This window comes from Fibrobacter sp. UWH1 (assembly GCF_002210365.1).
Lineage (GTDB): Bacteria > Fibrobacterota > Fibrobacteria > Fibrobacterales > Fibrobacteraceae > Fibrobacter.
In genome coordinates, this window is the sequence record NZ_MWQG01000004.1 from 110,478 (window position 1) to 132,842 (window position 22,365).

Genomic DNA, 22,365 nt, shown 5'->3' on the forward strand with positions numbered 1-22,365 from the left:
AAAAATGGCAATTATCATTTCTTTACTGAATAAGATAAAGAGCCATATCCAGAGTCACAGGAATCTCGTATTCCTGTCTCTGGCTTTTTGGGTGGCTCATATCATTCTACGCGTTTTACTTCTGTTTAGAAGTAACCCCTACGGATTCCCTTTTGTTAGCAAGCCTGACTGGTACATTTTCCATGCCGTTTGTCTGGACTTTATCTGGATTTCCAAAGCCCTTGTCATATTCCTTGTTATTGCAGGAATCCTAAAGGCGATCAAGCCTCAAAAGAATTTTTCAAACGTTCTGCTAGTTATCTACGCAGTTTTTCAGTACCTGCTTTTTGACCTGACATTATTTGATAACGAAGTTCAACGATTCCTTGGATGCCACCTGACTTTCGGCATCGCAAATACCTACAAGGACACATCTTCGCTGGTCATGCTCTGGGACTATGTCGCCAACGACTATTCCATTCCCTTTTTGCAATTCATTCTCCCCTTCGCCATCATCCCATTCATTTTTGTCATCTACAAAATACTAGGCCGTAAGGCAGAACAAAAGGTAAAGAGCATTTCCATCGGAATGGTGATATTCTTTATTATGTCCTCCCTGTTCATCAATGTCATATGGACAGGAAACGCCCGCATGACAAAACTTCGCCCCGTTGTAACCTTGATTTATAACGAAATCGTTTCGGACCATCATCAAGGTTTGACGTACAATGACATCAAGGCCTACAGCAGGTTCTATCAAAATTTATGGACACAGGTAGAAGGCGATTCCCTCTGGAATTTCACAAATGACGAAAAGGGCAATCCCCTTTACCGCACCCCTTCTAACGAACTTCTACAAAGTGAAAAGTTGCAATCCCAGCGAGCCCAAAAGCCAAACTTCATCTTGGTCTTTATGGAATCTCACCGTGGTTGGAATACCGGTTTCCTGAACCAGGGAAAAACATCCCCTACCCCCTATTACGATTCCCTGGCACAGCACTCCCGCATTTGGGAAAGAATGCACACCAGCGGGCTTCCCACGACAGGTGGCGTACTGACAACCCACATCGGCATTCCCCACCATTCAACGCTAGCACAGGCAACAGATCTGGCACACATCACCTTGCCTAGCTTCGCCTCGACCCTGACGGATTCCGGATACGCAACCCATTATTTCTCGGCAGCCGACCCGGCCTGGGATAATCTGGGCGTATGGATGTCTAAGTGGTACACAGCACAGCATTACGACAGAAACCGCGAAGACGACTCCACCTTCTTTGATCACGCCACGGAATACGTTCTGGACACACTTTCAAAACAAGGGAAGCCCTTCCTGGCCACATTGATGACTCGATCCAACCACTACCCCTTCAATTTTGCAGCGGGTATGACGGATGAACAAAAGCAGCAGCCTCTAACCGAGCGCATCAACGTCACCATGAACTACGCCGACCGTCAGCTGTCCCATTTTATGCGTGCCGTAGAAAAGCAACCCTGGTTCGAAAACACCTATGTCATCATCATGGCAGACCATGGATTCCCCCTAGGCGAAAACGGAGTTTCTACAATGAATGGCGGAGCCTATTCTAACGCCACCTGGATTCCGTTCCTCATTTACGGCAAGGGCATCGAACCGGCAAGAGACACGGCAACGACAGCACAAATGGATATTGCCCCCACCATTCTTGAATTGGCAGGTATTGCAACGCCAAATATTTTCATGGGACACAACTTGCTTCGCGGTTACGGCGACGGACTTTCTCTTGGAGCCTACGCAGGAGTCGCTGCAGTCGGTTACGAAAATCGCAGACTTATCGAAAAACTGCCCCTGGGCACCGGTGACGTACAGGGCCTTTTTGCAGAAGGCGATACCCATCAAGAAAAGAACCTGGCCGATTCCGAAGCGCAGACGACTTCGAAACTGAAAGCCATGCTGGACTCCCTGATTACAATTTCTGACTACTCTCTGGAACATGGAATTTAACTTGAAAAAACTGAATCCCTTTGTCATTATAACAGCCATAGCTCTTGTAATCCAGAGCTACATGCTGGTACTTTTCTATAGCCTACCCGACCCGCTGGGACTCTCCCTTTCGGAAATGTTTTCGGGTCGCACCATTTGGCAGATCTGCATGGCATTTGGCGCCGTTCTCGTAATGTCATCCATTTTCACCTTCCTGAAGAAACCCCGGGCAATGGTGATCTTTTACGTGTTCTATTTCTTCATAGCCATTGCCGACTACGAGGTTTTCAGATTTTCACACCAGCGACTTTCCTATTCCTTTATACGTACTTATTTTCACCTGTCCAACATCGTTGACGAAACTACAATCACAACCTTGGGTGGCGACCTAAAAGGAACCATCCTGTGGGTAGGTCTGTTATTATTGATTGTGCTGGGCGGTACCGCATACTGTATATACGAAACATTAAAAAGAAAGAAATCCAAGAAGCAGGGAACGCTAGTCGAATACAGTTTTACAAAAAAACTTCCTATCAGTTTCCTTACATCAGGTCTGATTCTTTCGATTATACCGCTCATCTTGTTCCTGACTGGGGCTCGCGGCGAATACACGATTCCCGTCATCAATACAAAGGTGGACATCCGCTTTACCTTAGGCAAGCATACATTAACAGCACCAATCCTTCACATTGCCGCTGTGGAAACCTTTGAATTCGTCCGCGACAACTACAGCATTACAGACGAACTCATCGATAACCTGGACTCCTTTTTGCCGGCAGATTTCAGCAAGTCACGTCAAGATGCAGAATTCCCCGGCTATAGAAAGACGCCAGCCCACGCCTACAAGGCCCAGCACCCCTACAACATCGTTTTCATATTCGGCGAATCCTTCAAGGGCCGCATCATCAACCAGATGTTAGAAGGGGATACAACACTCGCCCCAAGCCTCTGGGATCTCGCCAATCGCGGTAGTTTCTGGTTCAAGAACGCCTTTAGCGGCGGCTACCCAACCGTTCGCGGAACTATGGCAACCTATCTGGGATTCCCCTCCCACCCCAACCGCGACTTGCCCAGTTTCTACGCTTCAAACCATTTTACCGGATTCCCGGAACTGCTGGAAAACTACACCCGATACTACGTCACCGTATCGAACCCTGTTTTTGACCACACGCTACCCTTTGTAGAAAAATTCTTCGGCGACAACTGGAGACTCCCCGAAGACACGAAAATTCCAGGAACAACAGACAGCCTCGGCGTAGACAAGGCCATTGAAGTTCTAGACAGCCTTCCTACAGATTCCCGTTGGCTGCTGACATTCAATACCATCGCCACCCACATCCCCTTCTTTGGCTACCCGGATGAATTCGCCCCGAAGCCTGACGATGCCATGGAGCGTTACCGCAACGCCTTGCGATACACCGACCAGCAATTGGGACGTTTCTTTGAAAAGCTTGCAACTCGTGAGGATTACGAAAACACCGTCGTAATCATTCTTGGTGACCACGACACACCGGTGGACTCCATTGACTACGCTGTTCCCCAGCCTCTGGGCGTTGCCACCACGCGAATTTTCATGGGAATTTTCTCTGCCGACACAAACTTAGTACAGGGTCTGAACGTTCGCGAAGACGTAGCCTCGCAACATGACGTAGGCCCCACCATTATGGACTTGGCCCAAGTTCGCAAGCCCAACCACTACTGGGGTTACGATTTGCTGGCCCAGGAACGCCCCGCAAATCAACCGTCTATGTTCTTCTCCCAGAACTCCTACTATCTGGGATTCCGGGACCATGTGATTATGGGCGGCCTGGATAACGAAGAAGTTTATCGCGGCGAAAAGGAACACTTTGCACAAACCACCGACAAAAACGATTTGGCCTGGAAAACAAAAGCTGTGGGAGCCAGCAAGGTTTTACGTTCTCTGCTACGCAACGATACGATGCAGCCCAAGGAATAAAGCATACAGAAAATAAAACGTAAAGGGAGCGCCCTAGGGCGCTCCTTTTTTATGTTCTTTTTTACCGTATGCGGTTTACGTTTCTGACTTCAAAATCCAGGAAACAGCCTTTTGCAAATCATCTTTCTGACGTTTGCTCACCTCGGCATAACGCTTCAGGGCACGCTCCGCATAAAGGCCGTAAATGGATCCGTCCAAAAGTTGGATCATGCGGTTTTTCATTTCGCTCACAGAATAAGGATCGAAATAGAGAGCCGCATTGTCGCAAATTTCGGGAATGGACGTAGAACCGCTGGCTGCCACAGGCACGCCGTAACGCATAGACTGCATGGGAGGATAGCCAAAGCCTTCGTTCAAACTGGGGAATATAAAGGCGTAGGCATTCTTGTGTAAAAATTCCAGTTCCTTGGATTCCACGTAACCCAGGAGTACCAGGCGATCCTTGTGCCTGACATTTTTCAGATAGACTTTAGGATTGGTCGCTCCAGTAATGACAAGCTTGAAATCAAAAGCTTCCCCTTGCGATTCCATCATGGAAACCAGCTGGTCGAAAGCCTTTACGGAACGCAAGTTATTCTTTTCCCAGCGGGCACCACTAGTAAGCAAGAAATACTTCTTGGGCAAAACATTCGGCGGCAGGAATCCTTCCGGTTCGTATTCGGTCATGGGGCTGTAGAATACGGGAATTTCCTTATGGAGCAGTTCCGGGAAGAAGGACTTGATAGACGCACGGCTGTGTTCGCTGACGGTTATGGTATCGACACCGCCTTCGGCGATGCATTTAGCTAGGGCCTGATATTTAGGCTTATAGTAGTACTTTTTCCACCATTCACGGTAGCGGAAAAGGGCCTCTACCTTCTGGGACAACTTCTTGGCAAAGGCGACACCCTGACATTCGTAAGGCATTTCCAATGCACGAACGCCGTGCCAGGTAAACACAAAACGTTTAACATTCACCTGCCACTTCGGACTCAGAGAATAGAGCGGAGTGTAAAAATCAGTAATGTTATTTTCGTCGATAATCTGCTGAGGAGAGCTGACGCTCAGATCATAAAGCGGAACGCCATTAGATTCGCAGGCGGCAAGGATATCGGGAGACAGGTATTTACGGCTGTCATAAATACAGCTGAATTTTGCACCTCGATTCACCATGGTCCAGAAAATCACTTCGCCATAGGAGCCCCCGCCATGAAACTTGGCGCTGTGAATGGGCTGAACCGCTTCCAGATTGAAAAGCAGACTCATAGGATCTTACCAATCAAGGAAAGCAACGGCAAGACAAAAGGCATCTTCTTGTACACAAAACCCAAAGACTTGGCAAATGCGTAGGAACGGATAATATCGGCACCCAATTTACCGGCATGCTTTGTCTGATAGAGGAAAGCATCCTTGGCATGGGCAATGACGTCATCGTAATATTCGTTGATGGTAATGCTCTTGTCGGCATTGACCTTCACGGGAATATTCTTCAGGTCGGTGTAGAAGTTCTTGCGCAGGATCTTGGGCAGGAACAGGTCCATGCTATCGGGAACCTTACGGCCACAGGTGTTGATAATGCGAGATCCGAAAAAGTGGAACACCTTTCCTGTGGGAATGTAATCGCGGGCATAAGCCATCTGGCAGTTCCATTCACCCGGCATTTTCTTGGTGACATAATTGAACTTGAAGTTGGCTTCGGCCAGAGAGGCCATGTCATAGGGGAAGTTCTTGGTCAGGCAATACAGCCACAGTTCATGCCACTTTTCAAAGAAGGCTCGAGCCTCGGGCGTATCGCTGGCAAACATGACGCCACCGTTGAAAATCTCATCGTTCAGAATCGGAGAGAATCCCAGCATCTTGGCATTGTTCAGAATCTTCTTGCGATTAATGGCCTTATGCAAATTGGTGTGGAAGTCAAGCACCGCATAAATTCCGCCGCGCCATTCATCAGGAATGGAAAGGTCGCCCACAATGGCGATGTCAGAATCCATATAGAGGAAATCGCCATCCACCACGTTACGCATCACCGTCTTCAGATAACGGGAACGCATCATGGGAGTAAATTTTTCATCGATTTCCAGAGCCACCAGTTCGTCTACAGCCTCTTTCAGGGCGGCTCGGGGGCCAACGAGAGTCGCTGCAGTTCTGTCGTCAGTCAGAAGCGTAACAAATGCTCCCGGGTTGTGAACACGCAAAGATGCAATGGCCACCAAAGTCTGTTCGCAGAAGAAATCCTTCTCGGAACTGGTCAAAACAAAAAGATACTTTGTCATAGACTTAATACTTGATCAGGCTCTTAGATTCGTAATCATTCAGGGTTTCTTCGAGAGACTTATTCTTTTTACCGATCTTGCAAATAATAATCGGCAAACGTCTAAAGAATCGCACGATACGATGAGTGAAAGGTCTCCAGCTACCACTGGTTACATGAATCGCATACGGTTTAAAATTCGTTTCATCGCAGCTGGGCAAGAAGACCTTGCTGGGCAAAATCATCATGTTATTTTCAAGCTGCTGCAACTTATCCTTGTACACAAAACCGAAATCCTGCGCCGTATGGGCATACACATAAGGTGCAATATTTTCGATGTTCAGCTTTCCGTTAGGCAAGATGAACTTTTCTCGTTCATAGTAAGCCATGGCCTTCTTCAAGAAGGGATGATTGGCCTCGGCACCAAAAATGGCAGCCTGCAAGGCAAGTCCCGGAAGGGGAATCTTGTTGGGATCCTTTTTCGTGCCATCTTCGTTCAGCATCTTCCAAGACTTATTTCTCTTAAAATGAGACGTAAATTCAATATTGGTAAAGTAGCCGTTACTTAAAAATTCATCAAAGCTCTGGTAGACAAAAACGTCACTATCCAGATACACGCCACCTTCTGTATAAACCGCATAAAGTCGAATGTAGTCACTTGCGAAAGCCCACTTAGACATGCTAACCGCTTCGCGAACAAAAGGAACCGTATCAATAATCTTTTGGCAACGAGCCATATCCCAATGGATGATTTCATAATCGGGACAACGGCGCTTCCAGCTATCAAGGCAAAGTTTTGCAAGAGGAGGCAGCGGATCGTTAGAAAGCCAAATGTAATGTATCTTTTTCGGAATCATATCAACAATATACCTAATTCACGAGGTGGACTAAGATTTCTTTTTCTTACGAGACCCCATTTCGCCAGCAAGACCCTGTTTAAAGAAGGTCAACACAATCAAAAGAATGATGCCTACATAAATGGCGGCCTTTATCCAAAGGGAAGGAGCCCAGACCGTATTCAAGACAACGTAAGAAATAATCAGGAGCAGGATCCAGGCAATCTGAATCAACAGGTTCAGCCTAAAGGGCCAATATCCCATTTTGCGCAGGTACAGACACATCCAGACATTCTGCAGAATTTGATAGGCCATAGAAGAAATGGCGGCGCCAGCAATGCCAAAAATGGGAATACACATACGGTTCATGATCGTGGCAAACACCAGGGAAACCATATTCATGAAGAGCATAAAACGGCTCTTGCCCAAGGCGTTGATTACAGATCCGGTAAGGCCAAAGAAACCATTTATCAAGTTACCGATAATCAGGATGCCAAGTACGGCAACCGGGTTTTCGTCGGTCACAAAAGACTTTCCCGCAATCATCATGGTCTGCTCGGGGAACAGCACAATGAAAAAGCCAATGGTCAACTGGATCAAGGTCACCATGGAAACGCAATAGGAAAACACCGGCTTTAAGTCCGTGTCAAGGCGTTCCTTGGACATTCCCGCGACCACAGGTTGCAAAATAGGATCGTAACTACTGCGAACAGTCTTGAGGCCGTTAGAAATGGTAACCATCACCGCATAGACACCGGCGGCTTCAGGTCCAATCAAGGCCAGCACCATCCACAAGTCCATGCGCAAAAGGAAGGAAGCGACAATTTCTGTAACACCCAGGGGAATAGAAAACTTCAGAAGTTCCGACGGAATCTTATCCTTGATAAACCAGCGGATCTGGGTAAACTGTCTATTGATCAGGAAGATGTAGGTTATAACGCCAAACAGGTTAGAAACAAAGAATCCCAAGGGCAGGGCCAGCTTATCCTGGAATCCGGTAAAATGCAAAGCCAGGGCAATAACAGGAGCGAGAGTCGTTACAGCAAACTCATTGATAAAAATCTTGTATTGCGGACGACGGTTCCCTTCGGATGAAGCAGCAAACAAAAGCAAGGACGTGTAGGGAATGATAGAAAGAACATAAAGCGAGATTTCTGCCGACGAAAGCATGGCCAGGCCCGTGGTAATCCGCTGCAGGTCAAAGGCGGCACCACCCCACATGACCACAGAAATCACCAAGGCGAAGAAAAGCGTACGCCACAAGGATTCAATAATACCCTCATGCTCCGGACGACCGCAAACCCTGTTTTGCGGAATGTATCGCAGCATACCTTTATCAAGGCCAATCACCGCAACACGACTAAGGCTCAAGATCAAAAGCTGAGTAGAAACATATATTCCGAATATTTCCTTACCAAAAACTCGTGCCACCACAATCGTGAGGACTGGAGCGGCAACCTTCAAGGCGGAACCGGCAAAGGTAAAAAGGGTACTTTTACGTAAAAATTTTTGATCAGTCTGTACAGAATTCATTTCGGAGGTACAAGATAGCTTTTTGAAGAGAAATTCCCAACGGAGCCAAAAAATTTACTACATTACGGGTCATGGTACAATTCAGTCAGACTTCGTGGCAAGAATACTCTCTCGCAAACCTGCTAGAGACACTTAGTTGCGCCCCTATGAAAGTGGCTGTAGGTACCACTCCCGTCATCTACTATACCCTTCCCGAGACTCTGGAAAAGGGTGATGTGGTCAAGTACACTATGATGGTGGGATTCAAGAAAATCACTTGGACTGGCCTCATCAGTGCCTTCAGCGACAACAAGTTAACGATTCGCCTGGGCAACGGTCCCTTCCGTGGTTTTACGGCAAAGCATGAGTTTGTCGCAGACGGAAGTCTGACCCGCTGTTTCGACAGTTTTGAATTCCAGGGTTTTATCGGCGGTCCCGAAGAAGTTTTTTCAGGTCTGATAAACAAGGCTAACCTTGTATATGCTGTTGCTAGCCGCAAGGAAGCCATCAGCATCAAGGCAGCCATCGTCGCCAAGAAGCAGACCCAGAGTTTCAGCGCACTAAATCAATCCTCTACCGCCGGTTAATACCGAAGATCGGGGTTCCCATGTACAAATCCCTTGAGCAGGCTCTGCTGGACTTAGAAAAGGCCGGCATGTTGAAGCGCATCCACCAGGAAGTGGACCCTAATCTAGAAATGGCAGAAATTGCCCGCCAGGTTTTTGAAAACAATGGTCCCGCCCTTCTTTTTGAGAAGGTCAAGGGAAGCCCTTTTAGAGCGGCCTGCAATATTTTCGGAACCCAGGAAAGATTGGACTTCCTATTCCGCAAAACCATAAAGGGAACCCAGACGGCAGTCCAGTTCAAATCTAACCCCGTCCAGTTCTTCAAGAACCCCAATCCGGTCAAATTGCTGAGAGCGGCCTGCACAGGCATTAATGCCCTCCCCCGCCGCAGCGGATCCATCAAGGATTTTGAAGAATGTACCCTGGCGGACCTTCCGCAAATCAAGAGCTGGCCTTTGGATGGCGGCGCCTTCATTACGTTACCGCAGGTAGCGACCCGCCCTAGCGAAAACGCAAGCGTCATGACCACCAATGTCGGCATGTACCGAATCCAGATTTCCGGAAACGAGTACGTTCCCAACGAAGAATGCGGCCTTCACTATCAAATCAAGCGCGACATCGCCAGACACCACCGGAAAGCCATTGAAGAAAATCGCCCCCTTAAAGTCAGCATCTTTATAGGCGGCACTCCGGCGCAAACTGTAGCCGCAGTCATGCCCATGCCCGAAAACCTTTCTGAACTGTTTTTTGCAGGGATGCTGGGAGGTAGACGTTTCCGGTATTTCATTCACGATGGTTACTTGATTTCTTCTGATGCCGACTTCTGCATTCTTGGCGAAATGGAACCGGAGCTGAAACCCGAGGGACCTTTCGGCGACCATATCGGATACTATTCCGACAAACATGATTTCCCCTGTCTTAAGGTAAAAAAAGTCCTTTGCAAGAAGAACGCCATCTACCCCTTTACCGTCGTAGGCAGGCCCCCCAAGGAAGACACTCTTTTCGGCAGCTTTATCCATCAGATAACAAAGCCTATGGTTCCCGCATCGATTCCGGGGCTTCACGCCATTCACGCTGTAGATGACGCCGGAGTTCATCCCCTTTGCCTAGCATTGGCCAGCGAACGATTCGTGCCCTACGCCAAGGAGCGGGAACCCATGGAGCTGCTGAAAACCGCCAACGCCATTTTAGGGTTCAACCAGGCAAGTCTCAGCAAATACCTTTTAATCGCCGCCAAGGAAGACAACGCCAACCTGAACGTCAACGATGTACCCGCCTTCTTTGCCCATGTGCTGGAGCGCCTGGATTTCAGCAGAGATCTGCATTTCCAGACCGCCACCACAATCGACACATTGGACTATACAGGAGGACGTTTAAACCACGGTTCCAAATTGATTATGGCTGCCGCCGGAGAAAAGCGTAGGAATCTTCGCCATGATATGCAGGACATAGAAATTCTGCAGTTACCGGATGCATTTACCAATTCACAAGGAAAGACGTCAAGAAATCTTATCAAGATGCCCATGGCAGGAGTTCTTATCATTCAAGCGCCTGCGTTTGACGAAAATGAAAGAGAAGCCATTTTCATGCAACTGGAATCCGCCCTGGACAAATGGGAGTTTAGAGAGAATTATCCCTGGATTTCAATTGTCGACCAGGTATCCGAAATCGACAACGAACGTCTGGATGGAAGCAAGCTACCCGACTTCTTGTGGTTAACGTTCACCCGTTCAGACCCGGCCCGTGATATATTCGGCCTACAAAGTTTCATACAAAATAAACATTGGGGTTGCCATGCGCCGATAATCGTAGACGCCCGAGTAAAACCTCATCACCAAAAAAGTCTGACGATTCCCAACGAAATAAAAAAACGTGCAGCTGAAATTCTTAAGCAGGAACTCTAACATGATTGCTAGATACATCGCAACACTTCTGTTTATTGCAATGGTGCTTTGTACATCTGCATATTCTCGTAGTGTCTGCGGAACAGAATTGATGATCAAAAATCGTCATGGTCAAAGCCTTGCAAAACCGTCTGTTCAATCAACATCAATTTCACTCTGCAACAGCGAAGACCTCTACGACAGCGTCTATACAAGAACGACAGACCACTTCCAGATTTTCTACACCCTTTCTGGCCCCCACAAAACAACAGCCGCCTTTGTAGATTACTTGGCGAGTTATGTGGAAGAAGCACGGAAATTTCACACCGAAAAAATGGGGATGCAACCCCCTCAAGGCATTTCAGAAACGCATCATTACCAGAAACCCGTAAAAGAGGGGCTCTATCCCGTTGAAATTTTGGACATTTCTCTTGTGAGAAATTCACATTCCGTTTTCGGGCAAATCTGTAATGAATGCTATGGAGCAACATATTCTCCCGAAGAAAATAACGAGAGCGAATTGATGATTGAAAACGATTTCCGTCATCAGCCTTCCCTCCAGGTTGCTTACGACACCATTTCAAAAGACAATCAAAGTTGCGTCTACCCCCGTCCCACCGTCGAGTTCGAAAACAAGGCTCACGGTTACTCCTATGCCGAACATTGGAAAGAAGGCATCCGGGTTACCGTCATTCATGAACTGTACCACGCCATACAACTCGGGTATCACCCTTTCACAAAGGAAACCTTTTGGTTCGAAGCATCAGCATCGGGAATCGAAGAAATCGCCAACCCCGATATCGATGATTACTTCAGCTACCTTTCCTCCATGTCAACCAAGGTAGGAACGCCACTTAACCAAATGGGCCAACCCTACGGCGCAGGCATTCTACTGATTTACCTCTATAATTTCGTCGACAAGAAAATTGACAAGGCCATATGGGAAAACTACAAGAAAAATCCCAACAAGCTTTTCCCCGAACAGCTCAAAGCGGTGATTGATCAAAAGAAACTTTCTGTAGATTCCTTGTTTCAGGACTTTGCGACAAGACTTTCTTTTGCAGGGAACCGCAGTACATTCATAGACTCCACGGAACTCATTTGCAAGGATGAACCCAGGTGGCCAGAATTCTCATACATCCAGTTAAAAACCAACGGCGACAACAAATCGGTAAAGCCCGCGATCAACGACCTAGCCTATAAATTTTACAGCAATGGCTCCCCCATTTTAGAAGATTTTCTGGGGCGGGTTTCTGCAGTCGCTTACCAGGGAAAGTCCACTCAAATTGAGAATTTTAAGACAACCAACGATGCAGATCTATTCTACGCCCAAGCCTCGGCAAATTCAAGCATCGATTCTATCGCGTGGATCTTTAGCAATTTCAATAGTCAAGAGTACCTCCCCACCGTCCTCAAGGATTCTTCCCTGCGAGCCTATCCTGTTCCCTGGCGAGAAGGTTATCTGTGCTTTACCCCGCTCCCCCACGACAAGCACTTCATAGAAATCCGCAATCGTCGCGGAAACCTGATTTCCCGAGAAAAATATGAAGGTTCAACACTCTGCCTCGAGGAATCCCGAGTGAGAGAGTTGATGGCTCCAGGAGTTTACCGCTTTAGAGTCGGAAACAGCGGGAAAACAAAGGATTTTATTATAATCTATTAATTAAAGCCAGCTAAAGATGCAGTCATCCTTTTCCAACTTGGGAAGGATAGACGAAGGCGCCAGCTTATCAGAATTCTTGAGCACAGCCTTGCAGGCTTCTGCAAACAGGGCATGCCCATTGTTGTAATGTTCATCAAGACGGCGGCGGGCATAGCCTTCCGCAGAATGATTGTGGATCATGAAAGCCCAGTCAGAAGACTGGAACAGCATCAGTTCACGTTCCATCTGCTTGATATAACGGCTCATCAATTTGCCGTTCTTCTTACCAAGGGCACCCATTCGTTCCTGAATAGATTTCAAATGCTGAATCATGGCGCGAAGACGATAGGACTGCGGATAATACTGATCCGTTTCGCCGTTAATCCATACGGAACCAAAGCCTCCTTCACCCCAGCTAGAAAAAGCAGGTTCATGAACTTCGGGATCTGCAGACGAAGTCATCACCTGATCAGCACCAGCAAACTCAATCACATTAGACGAGGCGGCACGTTCCAGCATCGCTTCAAGGAACAAGGGACCTTCAAACCACCAATGGCCAAAAAGTTCAGCATCGTAGGGGCAAAGCATGCAAGCCTTATTTCCTTCCATGTTCACCAGCAACTCAGAAATTGTGGTTTCGCGATTAACTACGAAAAGGTGGGCATGATCGCGAGCCAGACACATGGCATTCCAAGGCCTATAAAGTTCCTTGTTTTCGGAACCCGTAATTCGATTGTACTTAAAACCGGAATCAATGGGTGTTTCACCGGCAAAGAAATAATCCCCGAGATAATCCTTCGGACGTTCCTGAGCGATATCCTTAAAAAATTCGCGGTATTCAGGATGCCCCGGATAACCAGTTCGGCGACTCCACACTTCCATGGAGCTCTTCTGCTCGCGGCCCATACAATACAGGCCCTGAGTGGTTTTAAGCGGAGTAAAAACGCCATACTTAGGAGGCGGAGAAGCAAGCAGGGCACCGTGAGTTTCCAGGAAGAAATAGCGGATACCGAATTCAGCCAGGTACTTATCCAGTCCCGGGAAATAACCACATTCCGGAAGCCATACACCCTGCGGCTTACGGCCAAAGGCCCTTTCAAAACATCTAACAGAAACATCTAACTGTAGACGAATCGATTCAGGATCGCTCTGGTATGCCGGCAGGAACGGATGCGTTCCTACGCAGGTCAGCAAATTCAGTTTGCCCGCATTTTCCAGTTCAAGAAATTCACCCAGCAAGTTACGGTTAATACGGCGTTCCCACGTATCAATCAAAGTTTTCTGACGTTCCAGATAGAACTTCGACAACGATTCCTGGGGTTTACCTTCGTTAAGGCGAACTTCTTTCTGAATGAGTTCCAACTGCTTGTTGAGATGTTCCGAAAACTTATCTATGAGACGTTCATTGGAAAGCATCTCGATCAGCGGTGCCGAAACACTCAAGTTCAAAGTCCCGGGAACCCCCTTTTCCAGAAGACGACGCATAGCCTGAACCAATGGCAGATACGTTTCTGCCATAGCTTCAAAAAGCCAGTTTTCTTCAAAAAAACGATCGTATTCAGGATGATGCACGTAGGGCAAATGAGCGTGCATCAAGAAGAGGATTTTACCAGGAGCAGACATAGACAAGTACGAGTTATAAGTTATGAATTACGAGATCTTATAAGGCGGCTAAACCACCGTTACAAATCTCATAATTCGTACTTCTTAATTCATAATTAAGCCGCAGGCTTACTCCGTGCGCTTTACAACGATAGGAACGATTGTAGTGGGGAAATCGCCATCCTTATCGGTAGCAAAGACAGGAATAACCTTGGTCACATCGGGCAGGTCTTCTTCAAAGCTGAAGGTTCCATCCGGATTCAGGGGGAAGTCTTCGCCGCGAACCTGGAGATGTGCGTCGGGACGAGTGCCACCGTAAACGATGAGACGAGTCTTTACCCACAGGAAGAAATCCTTACCGTAGCTAACGGAATCCTTAGGAGCGGCAATGGAAAGAGAACCGTTGCTCTGGAGGGCAGCACTGGAAAGTGCGCCAGAGAACATGGATTCAGAGGAGCTACCAAAGTTTTCGCTCAAGGACTTGAGCCAGGATTCAGCAGTCTGGCTAGAGAAGCCGGAACTCATGAAGTTGCCCAGAGTATTGCCGCCCAGGGAAGCCTTGGCAAAAGCATCATCAGAAGCGGGAGCTGCTGCAGACTTGTCGAAAGTCATGACCGGAGCAGATTCCACGATAGGCATAAAGTTGTTGCCCTGAACAGCGCCAAGAACGGCGACGCAGGACTTGTTGGACGGATTTTCCACGTACCAGCTGCGAGCATCAGCAGGAACTTCGATATCGCGGAACTTGCGCTTCTTGCTACGCTGGACAGTCAGGTCGGAAGCAATGTCGAACAAACGGAGGACCAGCTTTCTCTTGCCCTTCTTGGCCTGCTTGATACGGTTTTCGGAAACTTCCCAGAAGGCATGCATCCAGTTAGGATCCTTCTGCATGAGAACCAGGTATTCAGCGTCAAAGGACTGAGCCATGGAAGCAACGTCAGCAGACTTTTCAGAAGCGTTTTCAACTTCTGCAGAAGCGGCCTTGGCCTTTACACTTTCTGCGGCAGCCTTAGTTGCCTTAGCAGTCTTTGCAGTGGCCTTAGTAGTCTTTGCAGCGGTCTTGGCGGTTGCAGCCTTGGTAGTCTTGGTAGCCTTTTCAGTCTTTTCAGTCTTTTCTGCCTTAACGGAAGCCTTAACAGCCTTCACCTTAGTTGCAGCAGCCTTTGCCACCTTGGAAACCTTTGCCACGACCTTTTCAGCCTTGGCTTCAGCTTCCTTCAGGGTATCGACGGTAGCCTTGGAGGCAGCCTTTTCCCCTGCAGCCTTCTTGGTCGTACGAGTTTTCTTAACTACTTCAGCAGTCTTTTCAGCAACGCTCTTCACAGCGCTCTTGATCTTAGACTTTACTTCTGTTTCTTTCTTAATTGCCATTTTCGGCCTCCTTCATAAACACTTCTATCTGCGAGTCTGACCCCAGTTTCCAATACCGGTCAATCCAATTCGAATGGCAAAGAACGTTTCGTCCCATTCGTTATTGGAGTCAGCAAATCGCATGCCACCCTGGAACGCCAAATCTAAAGTCGTTCCCTTGCGGCCCAGGGGGAAACCTGCTCCCAGAGAGCCCCCTGCTTCATAAACATCCTTAATGTACCAGCTCTTGTACCATGCACCTACACGATAATTGATACGTGTCCAATACGGGTCATAGAACAAGGGACTTCCATCACACTGATAACCTACCGATGCCATAAAATCACTCTGGGTATCGGTAACCTTAGTCATGTCCCAACCGCCAGCAAGATTTTCAATTTCGCTATCCCAGGCGCGCCACTGCAGGTCGAACATGACATTGTGGCGCTTGTTCAGACGGTAGTTGATACCCGTGGCAAACATAGCCGGCACGTCAATTTCGCGAGTATAATGGGTGGTTGCCAAAGTGTCGTTTTCATTGAATCTGAAATCATATTCCAATGCATTCGACAAAGTGTAACCGGTCGTATAAGAGAAGAAATAGGATGCGACACGACCACGATACTGCAATGCCATCGTGTAATAGGCCGGATGATCCTTAAGTTCCCAGGAGCCTTCGACATAGTCGGTCAGGGTATAACCACGAGCACCCCAGACATCCTTCTTTTCGAGGTCACCTGTATCGGTGTTCAAGGTTAGACTGCGAGAGTTGCTACCCATAACAAAGTGAGCGGATCCACCAAGAGAAATAGATCTCAGGAAAGGCAGTCTAAGAGCATAAGTGGGAACCAGCTCATACACGCTACCCTTGTACTCGATCTTCGCGGTGTTTTTATCATCATCCGTATATTCTTCATTCATCGTGGCGGCATAGTGCTGCCACAAAGAAAGGCCCATTGCGCCAAAGCCTCCCATGGGGAAAGACAAATTGAACGAGGGCATAGAAAGATTTCTGCCGATGTAGCTGGCACCGTCGTTACTTGCGGCATCCATTTCCAGGAGGAAGTTCAAGTTGAAGACAACCTTGGTATCGAAAGCAAGGCGGGCCGGGTTCACCACAGAAAGGCCTTCGGCGTCACCCGTTTTGGCATTGCCGGCAAAACCACGACCAGCAGCGGAGGCTGTTCCTCCCATAACCTGTTCTTCGCCCAGGACATCCATACCGATCATGGAACCAAAGGACAGTCCTGTCAAAACGCAAAGTGTACTAATAAGCTTTTTCATTATTCATCCCCCCGCTTAGTAGCCAACCAAAGTTTCAGCGTTGCAGGACTCTTCATAGAAGTTCCAAAATCGTAGCGGGCGTAATCCATGTAAGGCAGATACCTGAAGGAAGTATCCTTTGTAGTCTTGTTGTAGTAATCCAGGTAAGTGGGATCCTTTTCCTGCAGGAACGGATAACCCATACGAATCATCATCTTGAGCGTTCTGCCATCGCTGGCCTTATTGATGAAATCACGAACGCCATAGGAAATCTGCAAGGTCAAGGAATCCCCTTCGTGGAAAATCAAGTTCTGGTGACCACGGTCCTTGATGGTTGCAGAATCCAGACGGTATTCTTCCATTCGACGAACCTGGCCGTCTGCACTATCCACATAGGAGCCAACCACAACCTGAATAGGAAGTCCTAGTTCACTGCTCCCCTTGGAGTCATCACGGGCGAACGTCATACGGGCAAGAATAACAGCTTGACGGACGTCGTTGCTGTCCCCCGTCACAAACGGGAACTCGTCACCATAAAATTCAGACAGTGCCTTGAGAATTTCTGTAGAGGGGTATTCCACCACCAACGAGTCAAAAACACCGCCATGCAGCACAAGGGCATCCTCATCTTCCAGGTTAGAAATCAGAGAAGCCATTCGGAAGGGATAGAAATCCTTGTATGCAGAATCAGACAAGGTCCTTATACGCCAAATCGGAGCATGCTTAGAGGAGCTTGCACCGTAGAAACGATAGATTCTGGAAGCTTCCGGTGCAGAAAGACGGAGCTGCAAGCGGCAGGCAGGGCCGACCTTCTTCAGACGTTCCACAAGGGCAATCGGCAGGTCGATCTTCAACACGGTATCCTTCTTGCCCAAAGAAATGGAATAAGTCGTGTCGACGGTAGTATCGGCATTCCAGCTGGCCAGGTTTTCGTACCATACGGAAGCAGAGACTCCACCGATGCTGTCCACAAACTTTTCAGAAGAACCCTTGTGCAGAATCCAGCTGACATCAAGGTTCAATTTTTCCTTCAGCGGCAGGGAATCCTTCGGGAAATTCTTGTTGTTGTAGAATTCAAGCAAGGGATACAGCGCAATAAAGGAAGCTGCAGAATCCGACTTATACAAATCAGCAAAGAATTCCTTGTTGTGGAAAGCGAAATCAAAAACCAGATCATGAACCAGGTTAGACTGTTTTCCCAGAACGCCATAAGTATTGGCTGAATGGGCAGAAGTATCCAAAAAAGTTTCGAAAGCCACCGGGGACAGGCCATCAACGCTCAAAGTCTTGACCTTATAGGAAGAAGGCATTCCGTGGTCAGACAACCAGCTATTCAACCCATTATCGTCAGATTCAAAAAGGCAGGACGTCAAGACAAGGGCAAGAACACCCAACAATCCGCTAACAAAAATGCTTTTTCTCTTTTTCACTCGGAACTCCGAATACAATCTATATAACATCGGTTATTAAAACTTCGTGACCAAATATAGCAAGTTTAGGGTAAGCAAATAAGAACATCTAACGATACAAGGCACCCATAAAGGGGCTACATCCTGTACGCAGCACCAAATATTTGTTAAATTTGCATACGTTAAAATTTAGAGGAAATTATGACTCAGTTCAACGCTCATTTTAGAAACATCAACGGCGACGATACCTACCCGGTAACCGACGTTATTTACCGTTCCAAAGTCGACAACAGCCTGCTGGAAGTGGAACACGACCGCAAGGCCCTGGCAGAACGCAGCCCCGAAGAATGGAAGAAGCTGTTTGCCGAACGCCGCATGAGCTTTGAACCGGCCGACCAGAGTGGTATCTGGAGCAAGCGCGAAATGGTTCTCCCCGATATGCCGGTGGAAGACATCGTCACCATGCGCGAAGGTTGGAGCCCGCTGTTCGACGCCGCTCCCATCGCCAAGGAACTGGGCATCAAGAGCCTGAAGGTCAAGCTTTGCGGCAACTCCCACACCGGTTCCTTCAAGGACCTGGGCATGACCGTTCTGGTAAGCCAGGTGAACCACATCATCAAGAAGAACATTCACCCGATTGACGCCGTCGCTTGCGCTTCTACCGGTGATACTTCTGCAGCCCTTTCCGCTTACTGCGCCAAGGCAGGCATTCCCTCTATCGTGTTCCTGCCCGCAGGCAAGACTAGCGTCGCCCAGCTGATCCAGCCCATCTCTAACGGTAGCATCGTTCTCGCCTTGGACACCGACTTCGACGGTTGCATGAAGATCGTTCAGGAAGTCACCAAGGACAATCGCATTTACCTCGCCAACTCCATGAACAGCCTCCGCGTGGAAGGTCAGAAGACCATCTCTCCGGAAATCTGCCAGGAACTTGGTTGGAAGGTTCCCGACACCGTGATTATTCCGGGCGGCAACCTGGGTAACGTTTCCGCTCTCGCCAAGGGTTTCGAAGACTGCAAGGCTATGGGCCTCATCGACCGCATTCCTCGCATCATCGTGGCTCAGGCAGAAAACGCCAATCCGTTCTACCAGGCATACGAACGCGGCTTCGACCAGCTGGTTCCCATGCAGGCTAAGAAGACTCTCGCTTCCGCAATCCAGATCGGTAACCCGGTCAGCTACCCCAAGGCAGTCCGCGCAATCCAGAGTACTAACGGCATGGTCGTTAGCGTTAACGAAGAAGAATTGGCAAACGCAGCACACCGCGGCGACCGCATCGGTCTCTACTGCTGCCCGCACACCGGTGTTGCTCTCGGTGCCCTGGAAAAACTCTGCGCTGCAGGCAAGATCGACAAGGACGAAGACGTTGTTGTCATCAGCACCGCTCACGGCCTGAAATTCACCGAATTCAAGGTGGGCTACCACGAACAGAAGCTGGAAGGCATCTGCAGCAAGTACGCAAACCCCATCTTCAAGGCTCCCGCCGAAATCGGCCCCGTCATGGATATCCTGAAGAAAGAGATGGCTGCAAGAAAACGTTAGTTTTCGGGAGCCATTGGCGCGGTCGAAGGTCGCGCAAATGCTTTTAAGAAAGCGCTAATTTTTCGCGGACCGGTTCCGCGCAACACAATAAAATTGAAGAAGCCTCGGAGAAAATCCGGGGCTTTTCTATCTAAAGACGTTGCAAAAAGACCGCACTATAGATGAATCAAAATGCCACCATTAAATTCATTCCACCACCAGCATGAGCAAAGTCTATGGTAGGAACAATACTGACACTAACTGCATTAGGATTTCCGGCAGCCCTACGACGCTTGTAGGCATTTTCAGATTTCAAATACTCATCAAGTTGTCTAGCATGAGCACGATGTTCATTCAAGTAATAGATATTATACCCTAAAATCGGGCCACCAACAAGCAACAGCGGAACAGAAGCAACCAAAAAAACGGCTTCAACAACACCATCAAAAAGATTATCCGGACCTCTAGAACCATTATTTTCCAAATAGATGACAGATCCCACACAATATAAGCCTGCTGCAGTCATTGCTCCACCGACTACGATACCAAAAACATTCTGGCCATAGCGGGCTTCGGGAATTTCGTTCAAAACCAGCTGACGATAAATTTCCGTACTATCAATGCTCCAGTCCATTGGCGGAAGTTCCAACACCTGTTCATCCGTCAAAGTGTCTTTTGCGGAGGGATAAACAGATGGTCCATTCCTCCCAACCGCATTCTGCTCATGAGCAAAAACCAACGAAACAAAAAGAAAAGCGAACAAAAAAAACTCGCATAATGATCCTCCTATACGCACCCAAAATACATTCATTTCCAGAAAAACACAAAAACGAGTGCAATGTTAAAAAAATTCCCAATATACGTACCAGCCGAGTGTCGCGGGAGGTCGCTTGCGGACTCACAGGACCGAGGCGAAGAACAAGCTTCTCTTTTGGACCTTTTGTCCAAAAGAAAAGAAAGGGCTCCCCGAAGGGAACCCTTTCCTAAGAAGGAGAAAATATGAGCGGAATCCGGAACCTTGAACTTACCAGGAGGGGAGCAATGATAGAGTTGTTTGAGGATTTACCCTTCTCCCGTTCACGATTCTAAATATACCATTCTTTATGCAGTAGAGAACTACCAATTATCTTACTTTTAATTACATAAAATTATTAAGAATAAGCATATTTTTTCAGTCATCTTTACTGCAATAAAAAATAAGCCGTTTCCAACAAACTAGTCGTACACGGCTTATTTTAAGAATCGTTTACGCTACAGGATTATTCTTCGCGGAAAATAATCTTGCACTTCGGAACAAAGCGGAAACCGCCGCGGCGATGACGTTCAATTTCGAAGAACTTCTTAACGCCTTCAGTCGGCTTATCCGGATCATCAGAACCGTTAATGTGAGCAATCACGCGGTTCAGACGGCTTTCAAAGTTGGGGCGCAGCGGATCCATGCAGATTGCCGGATCTCGCTTGAATTCACGGTTTTCGTATTCTTCACGACCGGTAGCAGTATATTCGCGAAGCAAGTTGCGGAGGATTCGAGCAGGAACGTTACGCATCAAGTGCTTGCTGTTCACAGAAATGGAATCATCGCTCTTGTAGTAGATAATGGTCACGGAGTCGTTCATGGCTTCCAGGAGCTGTTCCTGAGCGCGCTGGATGGGCTGCCAGGAATCAAATTCCTGCTTAACAACAGCGCTCATCAGCTTGTTGAAAGGCTCCGGTGCAACAACGTTTGCCTTATAGTCAAGGAAGACCACACTTGCCGGACAGCCGTAGTAGCAGTCCTTGTGGATCAGTACAGCACCAGTCTTTTCGTCCACCACGTCTTCGATAGCCTTGATACAAGCCATCTTAGTTTCGGCTTCGACTTCCCATTCCAGTCCGTACTCGGACAGGCAGTCGCCAAAGGTCATGTACTTACCGACCTTGATACCAGAAACGTAGATAAAGCCATCATCGCGCATTTCTGCGGTGGCACGGTTTTCAAGAGCTTCAATGAAGGAGGTCTGTGCAGCCTTGAACTCAATGTGTTCGTAAGCCGGAGTGTTCAGGAGGATGGGGCCAATCTGGACGAGGCCGATAAACCAGCGCATGGGGTTGGTCACCAGAACACCCGGAGAGTCAAAGCGGAAGGAGAAGTATTCCTTGCGGTTGCCATCAACGAGTTCACGACGCAGGAACTTTGATTCGTTCAAAAGCGGATAACGCTTGGGAATGATGTCGAGGCAGAGCTGACGGACATCTTCGGTAGCGTAGAACTGGGAAACGTACGGGAGGTAGGAACGGAGCACGCTACGAGCCGGAACAGCTTCGAAGGCGGCGCAGCGGTCGATGATGCGCTGAACGAAGGTATCCGGATTTTCACCACGTTCGTACAGCCAGCTCACCACATTGTTCATAACCAGGCGATGTGCACTTTCATCTACGAAGGAATCTTCAAAGTAGATGTCATTAAGCATCTTCACGTTAAAGCGAGAGTCCCGCTTAACGAGCGTAAGAATATCCTTCACAGGATAGGAAATCAACAGTTCGATATGAGTAAACTGCAAAAATAGATTTGAAAGCACTTTTAACCTCACTCCAGTGGTTTCTTTCGACTAGATGCACAAAATTCCAGTTGGTTCCACTAAATTAGCAAAAAAAACAAGATTCATCACACAA

General features: G+C 48.0%; 16 protein-coding genes. 6 read left to right on the top strand and 10 right to left on the bottom strand.

Annotation, left to right across the window (positions count from 1 at the left end; genetic code table 11):
• The first annotated feature begins 4 nt into the window (after positions 1 to 4).
• Positions 5 to 1,963, top strand: coding sequence for an LTA synthase family protein (locus tag B7992_RS03230; protein WP_088665555.1), 1,959 nt, complete (start codon positions 5 to 7; stop codon positions 1,961 to 1,963).
• A complete protein-coding gene (locus B7992_RS03235; protein WP_249269315.1) occupies positions 1,953 to 3,899 on the top strand; it encodes an LTA synthase family protein in 1,947 nt (648 codons plus the stop codon). The genes B7992_RS03230 and B7992_RS03235 overlap by 11 nt, the downstream gene beginning before the upstream one ends.
• A gap of 75 nt (positions 3,900 to 3,974) precedes the next feature.
• Here the strand turns inward: B7992_RS03235 and B7992_RS03240 are convergent, their stop codons facing one another.
• Genes B7992_RS03240 through B7992_RS03255 form a run of 4 tightly spaced genes read right to left on the bottom strand, consistent with a single transcriptional unit; the run spans position 3,975 to position 8,498 of the window.
• Positions 3,975 to 5,144, bottom strand: a complete 1,170-nt coding sequence (locus B7992_RS03240) for a glycosyltransferase (RefSeq protein ID WP_088665556.1) — start codon at positions 5,142 to 5,144, stop codon at positions 3,975 to 3,977.
• Positions 5,141 to 6,151 (bottom strand): hypothetical protein, encoded by a 1,011-nt coding sequence (locus B7992_RS03245; protein WP_073234104.1) that lies wholly within the window; start codon positions 6,149 to 6,151, stop codon positions 5,141 to 5,143. The genes B7992_RS03240 and B7992_RS03245 overlap by 4 nt, the downstream gene beginning before the upstream one ends.
• Positions 6,152 to 6,155: 4 nt before the next feature.
• Positions 6,156 to 6,986, bottom strand: a complete 831-nt coding sequence (locus B7992_RS03250) for a glycosyltransferase family 32 protein (protein ID WP_073156019.1) — start codon at positions 6,984 to 6,986, stop codon at positions 6,156 to 6,158.
• A 30-nt stretch (positions 6,987 to 7,016) separates the two neighbouring features.
• The gene (locus tag B7992_RS03255) at positions 7,017 to 8,498 is read right to left on the bottom strand and encodes a polysaccharide biosynthesis C-terminal domain-containing protein (RefSeq protein ID WP_088665557.1); all 1,482 of its coding nucleotides are present in this window, start codon (positions 8,496 to 8,498) and stop codon (positions 7,017 to 7,019) included.
• Between the two features lie 146 nt (positions 8,499 to 8,644).
• On the opposite strand from B7992_RS03255, the gene B7992_RS03260 reads away from it, so the two are divergent.
• From B7992_RS03260 to B7992_RS03270, 3 genes are read left to right on the top strand one after another with little or no spacing between them, the layout of a single operon-like run.
• Positions 8,645 to 9,064 (top strand): hypothetical protein, encoded by a 420-nt coding sequence (locus B7992_RS03260; RefSeq protein ID WP_073156014.1) that lies wholly within the window; start codon positions 8,645 to 8,647, stop codon positions 9,062 to 9,064.
• Positions 9,065 to 9,084: 20 nt separating this feature from the next.
• Entirely contained in the window at positions 9,085 to 10,947 is a 1,863-nt protein-coding gene (locus B7992_RS03265; protein WP_088665558.1) for a UbiD family decarboxylase, read from the top strand.
• A 1-nt stretch (position 10,948) separates the two neighbouring features.
• A complete protein-coding gene (locus B7992_RS03270) occupies positions 10,949 to 12,589 on the top strand; it encodes a hypothetical protein (protein WP_088665559.1) in 1,641 nt (546 codons plus the stop codon).
• Here the strand turns inward: B7992_RS03270 and B7992_RS03275 are convergent, their stop codons facing one another.
• The 4 genes from B7992_RS03275 to B7992_RS03290 form a co-directional block, all read right to left on the bottom strand.
• Positions 12,590 to 14,191 (bottom strand): glycoside hydrolase family 57 protein, encoded by a 1,602-nt coding sequence (locus B7992_RS03275; RefSeq protein WP_073156721.1) that lies wholly within the window; start codon positions 14,189 to 14,191, stop codon positions 12,590 to 12,592. It lies immediately after the preceding gene.
• A gap of 108 nt (positions 14,192 to 14,299) precedes the next feature.
• Positions 14,300 to 15,541 carry a DUF4912 domain-containing protein gene (locus tag B7992_RS03280; RefSeq protein WP_073234113.1) on the bottom strand — a complete coding sequence of 414 codons (1,242 nt, stop codon included), beginning with the start codon at positions 15,539 to 15,541 and terminating at the stop codon, positions 14,300 to 14,302.
• A 24-nt stretch (positions 15,542 to 15,565) separates the two neighbouring features.
• Positions 15,566 to 16,804 (bottom strand): hypothetical protein, encoded by a 1,239-nt coding sequence (locus tag B7992_RS03285; RefSeq protein WP_088665560.1) that lies wholly within the window; start codon positions 16,802 to 16,804, stop codon positions 15,566 to 15,568.
• The gene (locus tag B7992_RS03290) at positions 16,804 to 18,213 is read right to left on the bottom strand and encodes a hypothetical protein (protein ID WP_073156001.1); all 1,410 of its coding nucleotides are present in this window, start codon (positions 18,211 to 18,213) and stop codon (positions 16,804 to 16,806) included. Before B7992_RS03290 ends, B7992_RS03285 begins: the two co-directional genes overlap by 1 nt.
• A gap of 180 nt (positions 18,214 to 18,393) precedes the next feature.
• Here B7992_RS03290 and thrC point away from each other — a divergent pair, with 180 nt between their 5' ends.
• On the top strand, positions 18,394 to 19,734 hold the full coding sequence (thrC, locus tag B7992_RS03295; RefSeq protein WP_073282958.1) for a threonine synthase: 1,341 nt from the start codon (positions 18,394 to 18,396) through the stop codon (positions 19,732 to 19,734).
• Between the two features lie 166 nt (positions 19,735 to 19,900).
• Here the strand turns inward: thrC and B7992_RS03300 are convergent, their stop codons facing one another.
• Positions 19,901 to 20,476, bottom strand: coding sequence for a hypothetical protein (locus B7992_RS03300; protein WP_158535406.1), 576 nt, complete (start codon positions 20,474 to 20,476; stop codon positions 19,901 to 19,903).
• A gap of 496 nt (positions 20,477 to 20,972) precedes the next feature.
• On the bottom strand, positions 20,973 to 22,271 hold the full coding sequence (locus tag B7992_RS03305; RefSeq protein ID WP_073282953.1) for a hypothetical protein: 1,299 nt from the start codon (positions 22,269 to 22,271) through the stop codon (positions 20,973 to 20,975).
• Positions 22,272 to 22,365 lie beyond the last annotated feature (94 nt).

Bases quoted from the DNA above. Each gene is read 5' to 3' on its own strand.
- B7992_RS03230 (WP_088665555.1), top strand. From the start codon at position 5: ATGGCAATTATCATTTCTTTACTGAATAAGATAAAGAGCCATATCCAG.
- B7992_RS03235 (WP_249269315.1), top strand. From the start codon at position 1,953: ATGGAATTTAACTTGAAAAAACTGAATCCCTTTGTCATTATAACAGCC.
- B7992_RS03240 (WP_088665556.1), bottom strand. From the start codon at position 5,144: ATGAGTCTGCTTTTCAATCTGGAAGCGGTTCAGCCCATTCACAGCGCC.
- B7992_RS03245 (WP_073234104.1), bottom strand. From the start codon at position 6,151: ATGACAAAGTATCTTTTTGTTTTGACCAGTTCCGAGAAGGATTTCTTC.
- B7992_RS03250 (WP_073156019.1), bottom strand. From the start codon at position 6,986: ATGATTCCGAAAAAGATACATTACATTTGGCTTTCTAACGATCCGCTG.
- B7992_RS03255 (WP_088665557.1), bottom strand. From the start codon at position 8,498: ATGAATTCTGTACAGACTGATCAAAAATTTTTACGTAAAAGTACCCTT.
- B7992_RS03260 (WP_073156014.1), top strand. From the start codon at position 8,645: ATGAAAGTGGCTGTAGGTACCACTCCCGTCATCTACTATACCCTTCCC.
- B7992_RS03265 (WP_088665558.1), top strand. From the start codon at position 9,085: ATGTACAAATCCCTTGAGCAGGCTCTGCTGGACTTAGAAAAGGCCGGC.
- B7992_RS03270 (WP_088665559.1), top strand. From the start codon at position 10,949: ATGATTGCTAGATACATCGCAACACTTCTGTTTATTGCAATGGTGCTT.
- B7992_RS03275 (WP_073156721.1), bottom strand. From the start codon at position 14,191: ATGTCTGCTCCTGGTAAAATCCTCTTCTTGATGCACGCTCATTTGCCC.
- B7992_RS03280 (WP_073234113.1), bottom strand. From the start codon at position 15,541: ATGGCAATTAAGAAAGAAACAGAAGTAAAGTCTAAGATCAAGAGCGCT.
- B7992_RS03285 (WP_088665560.1), bottom strand. From the start codon at position 16,804: ATGAAAAAGCTTATTAGTACACTTTGCGTTTTGACAGGACTGTCCTTT.
- thrC (WP_073282958.1), top strand. From the start codon at position 18,394: ATGACTCAGTTCAACGCTCATTTTAGAAACATCAACGGCGACGATACC.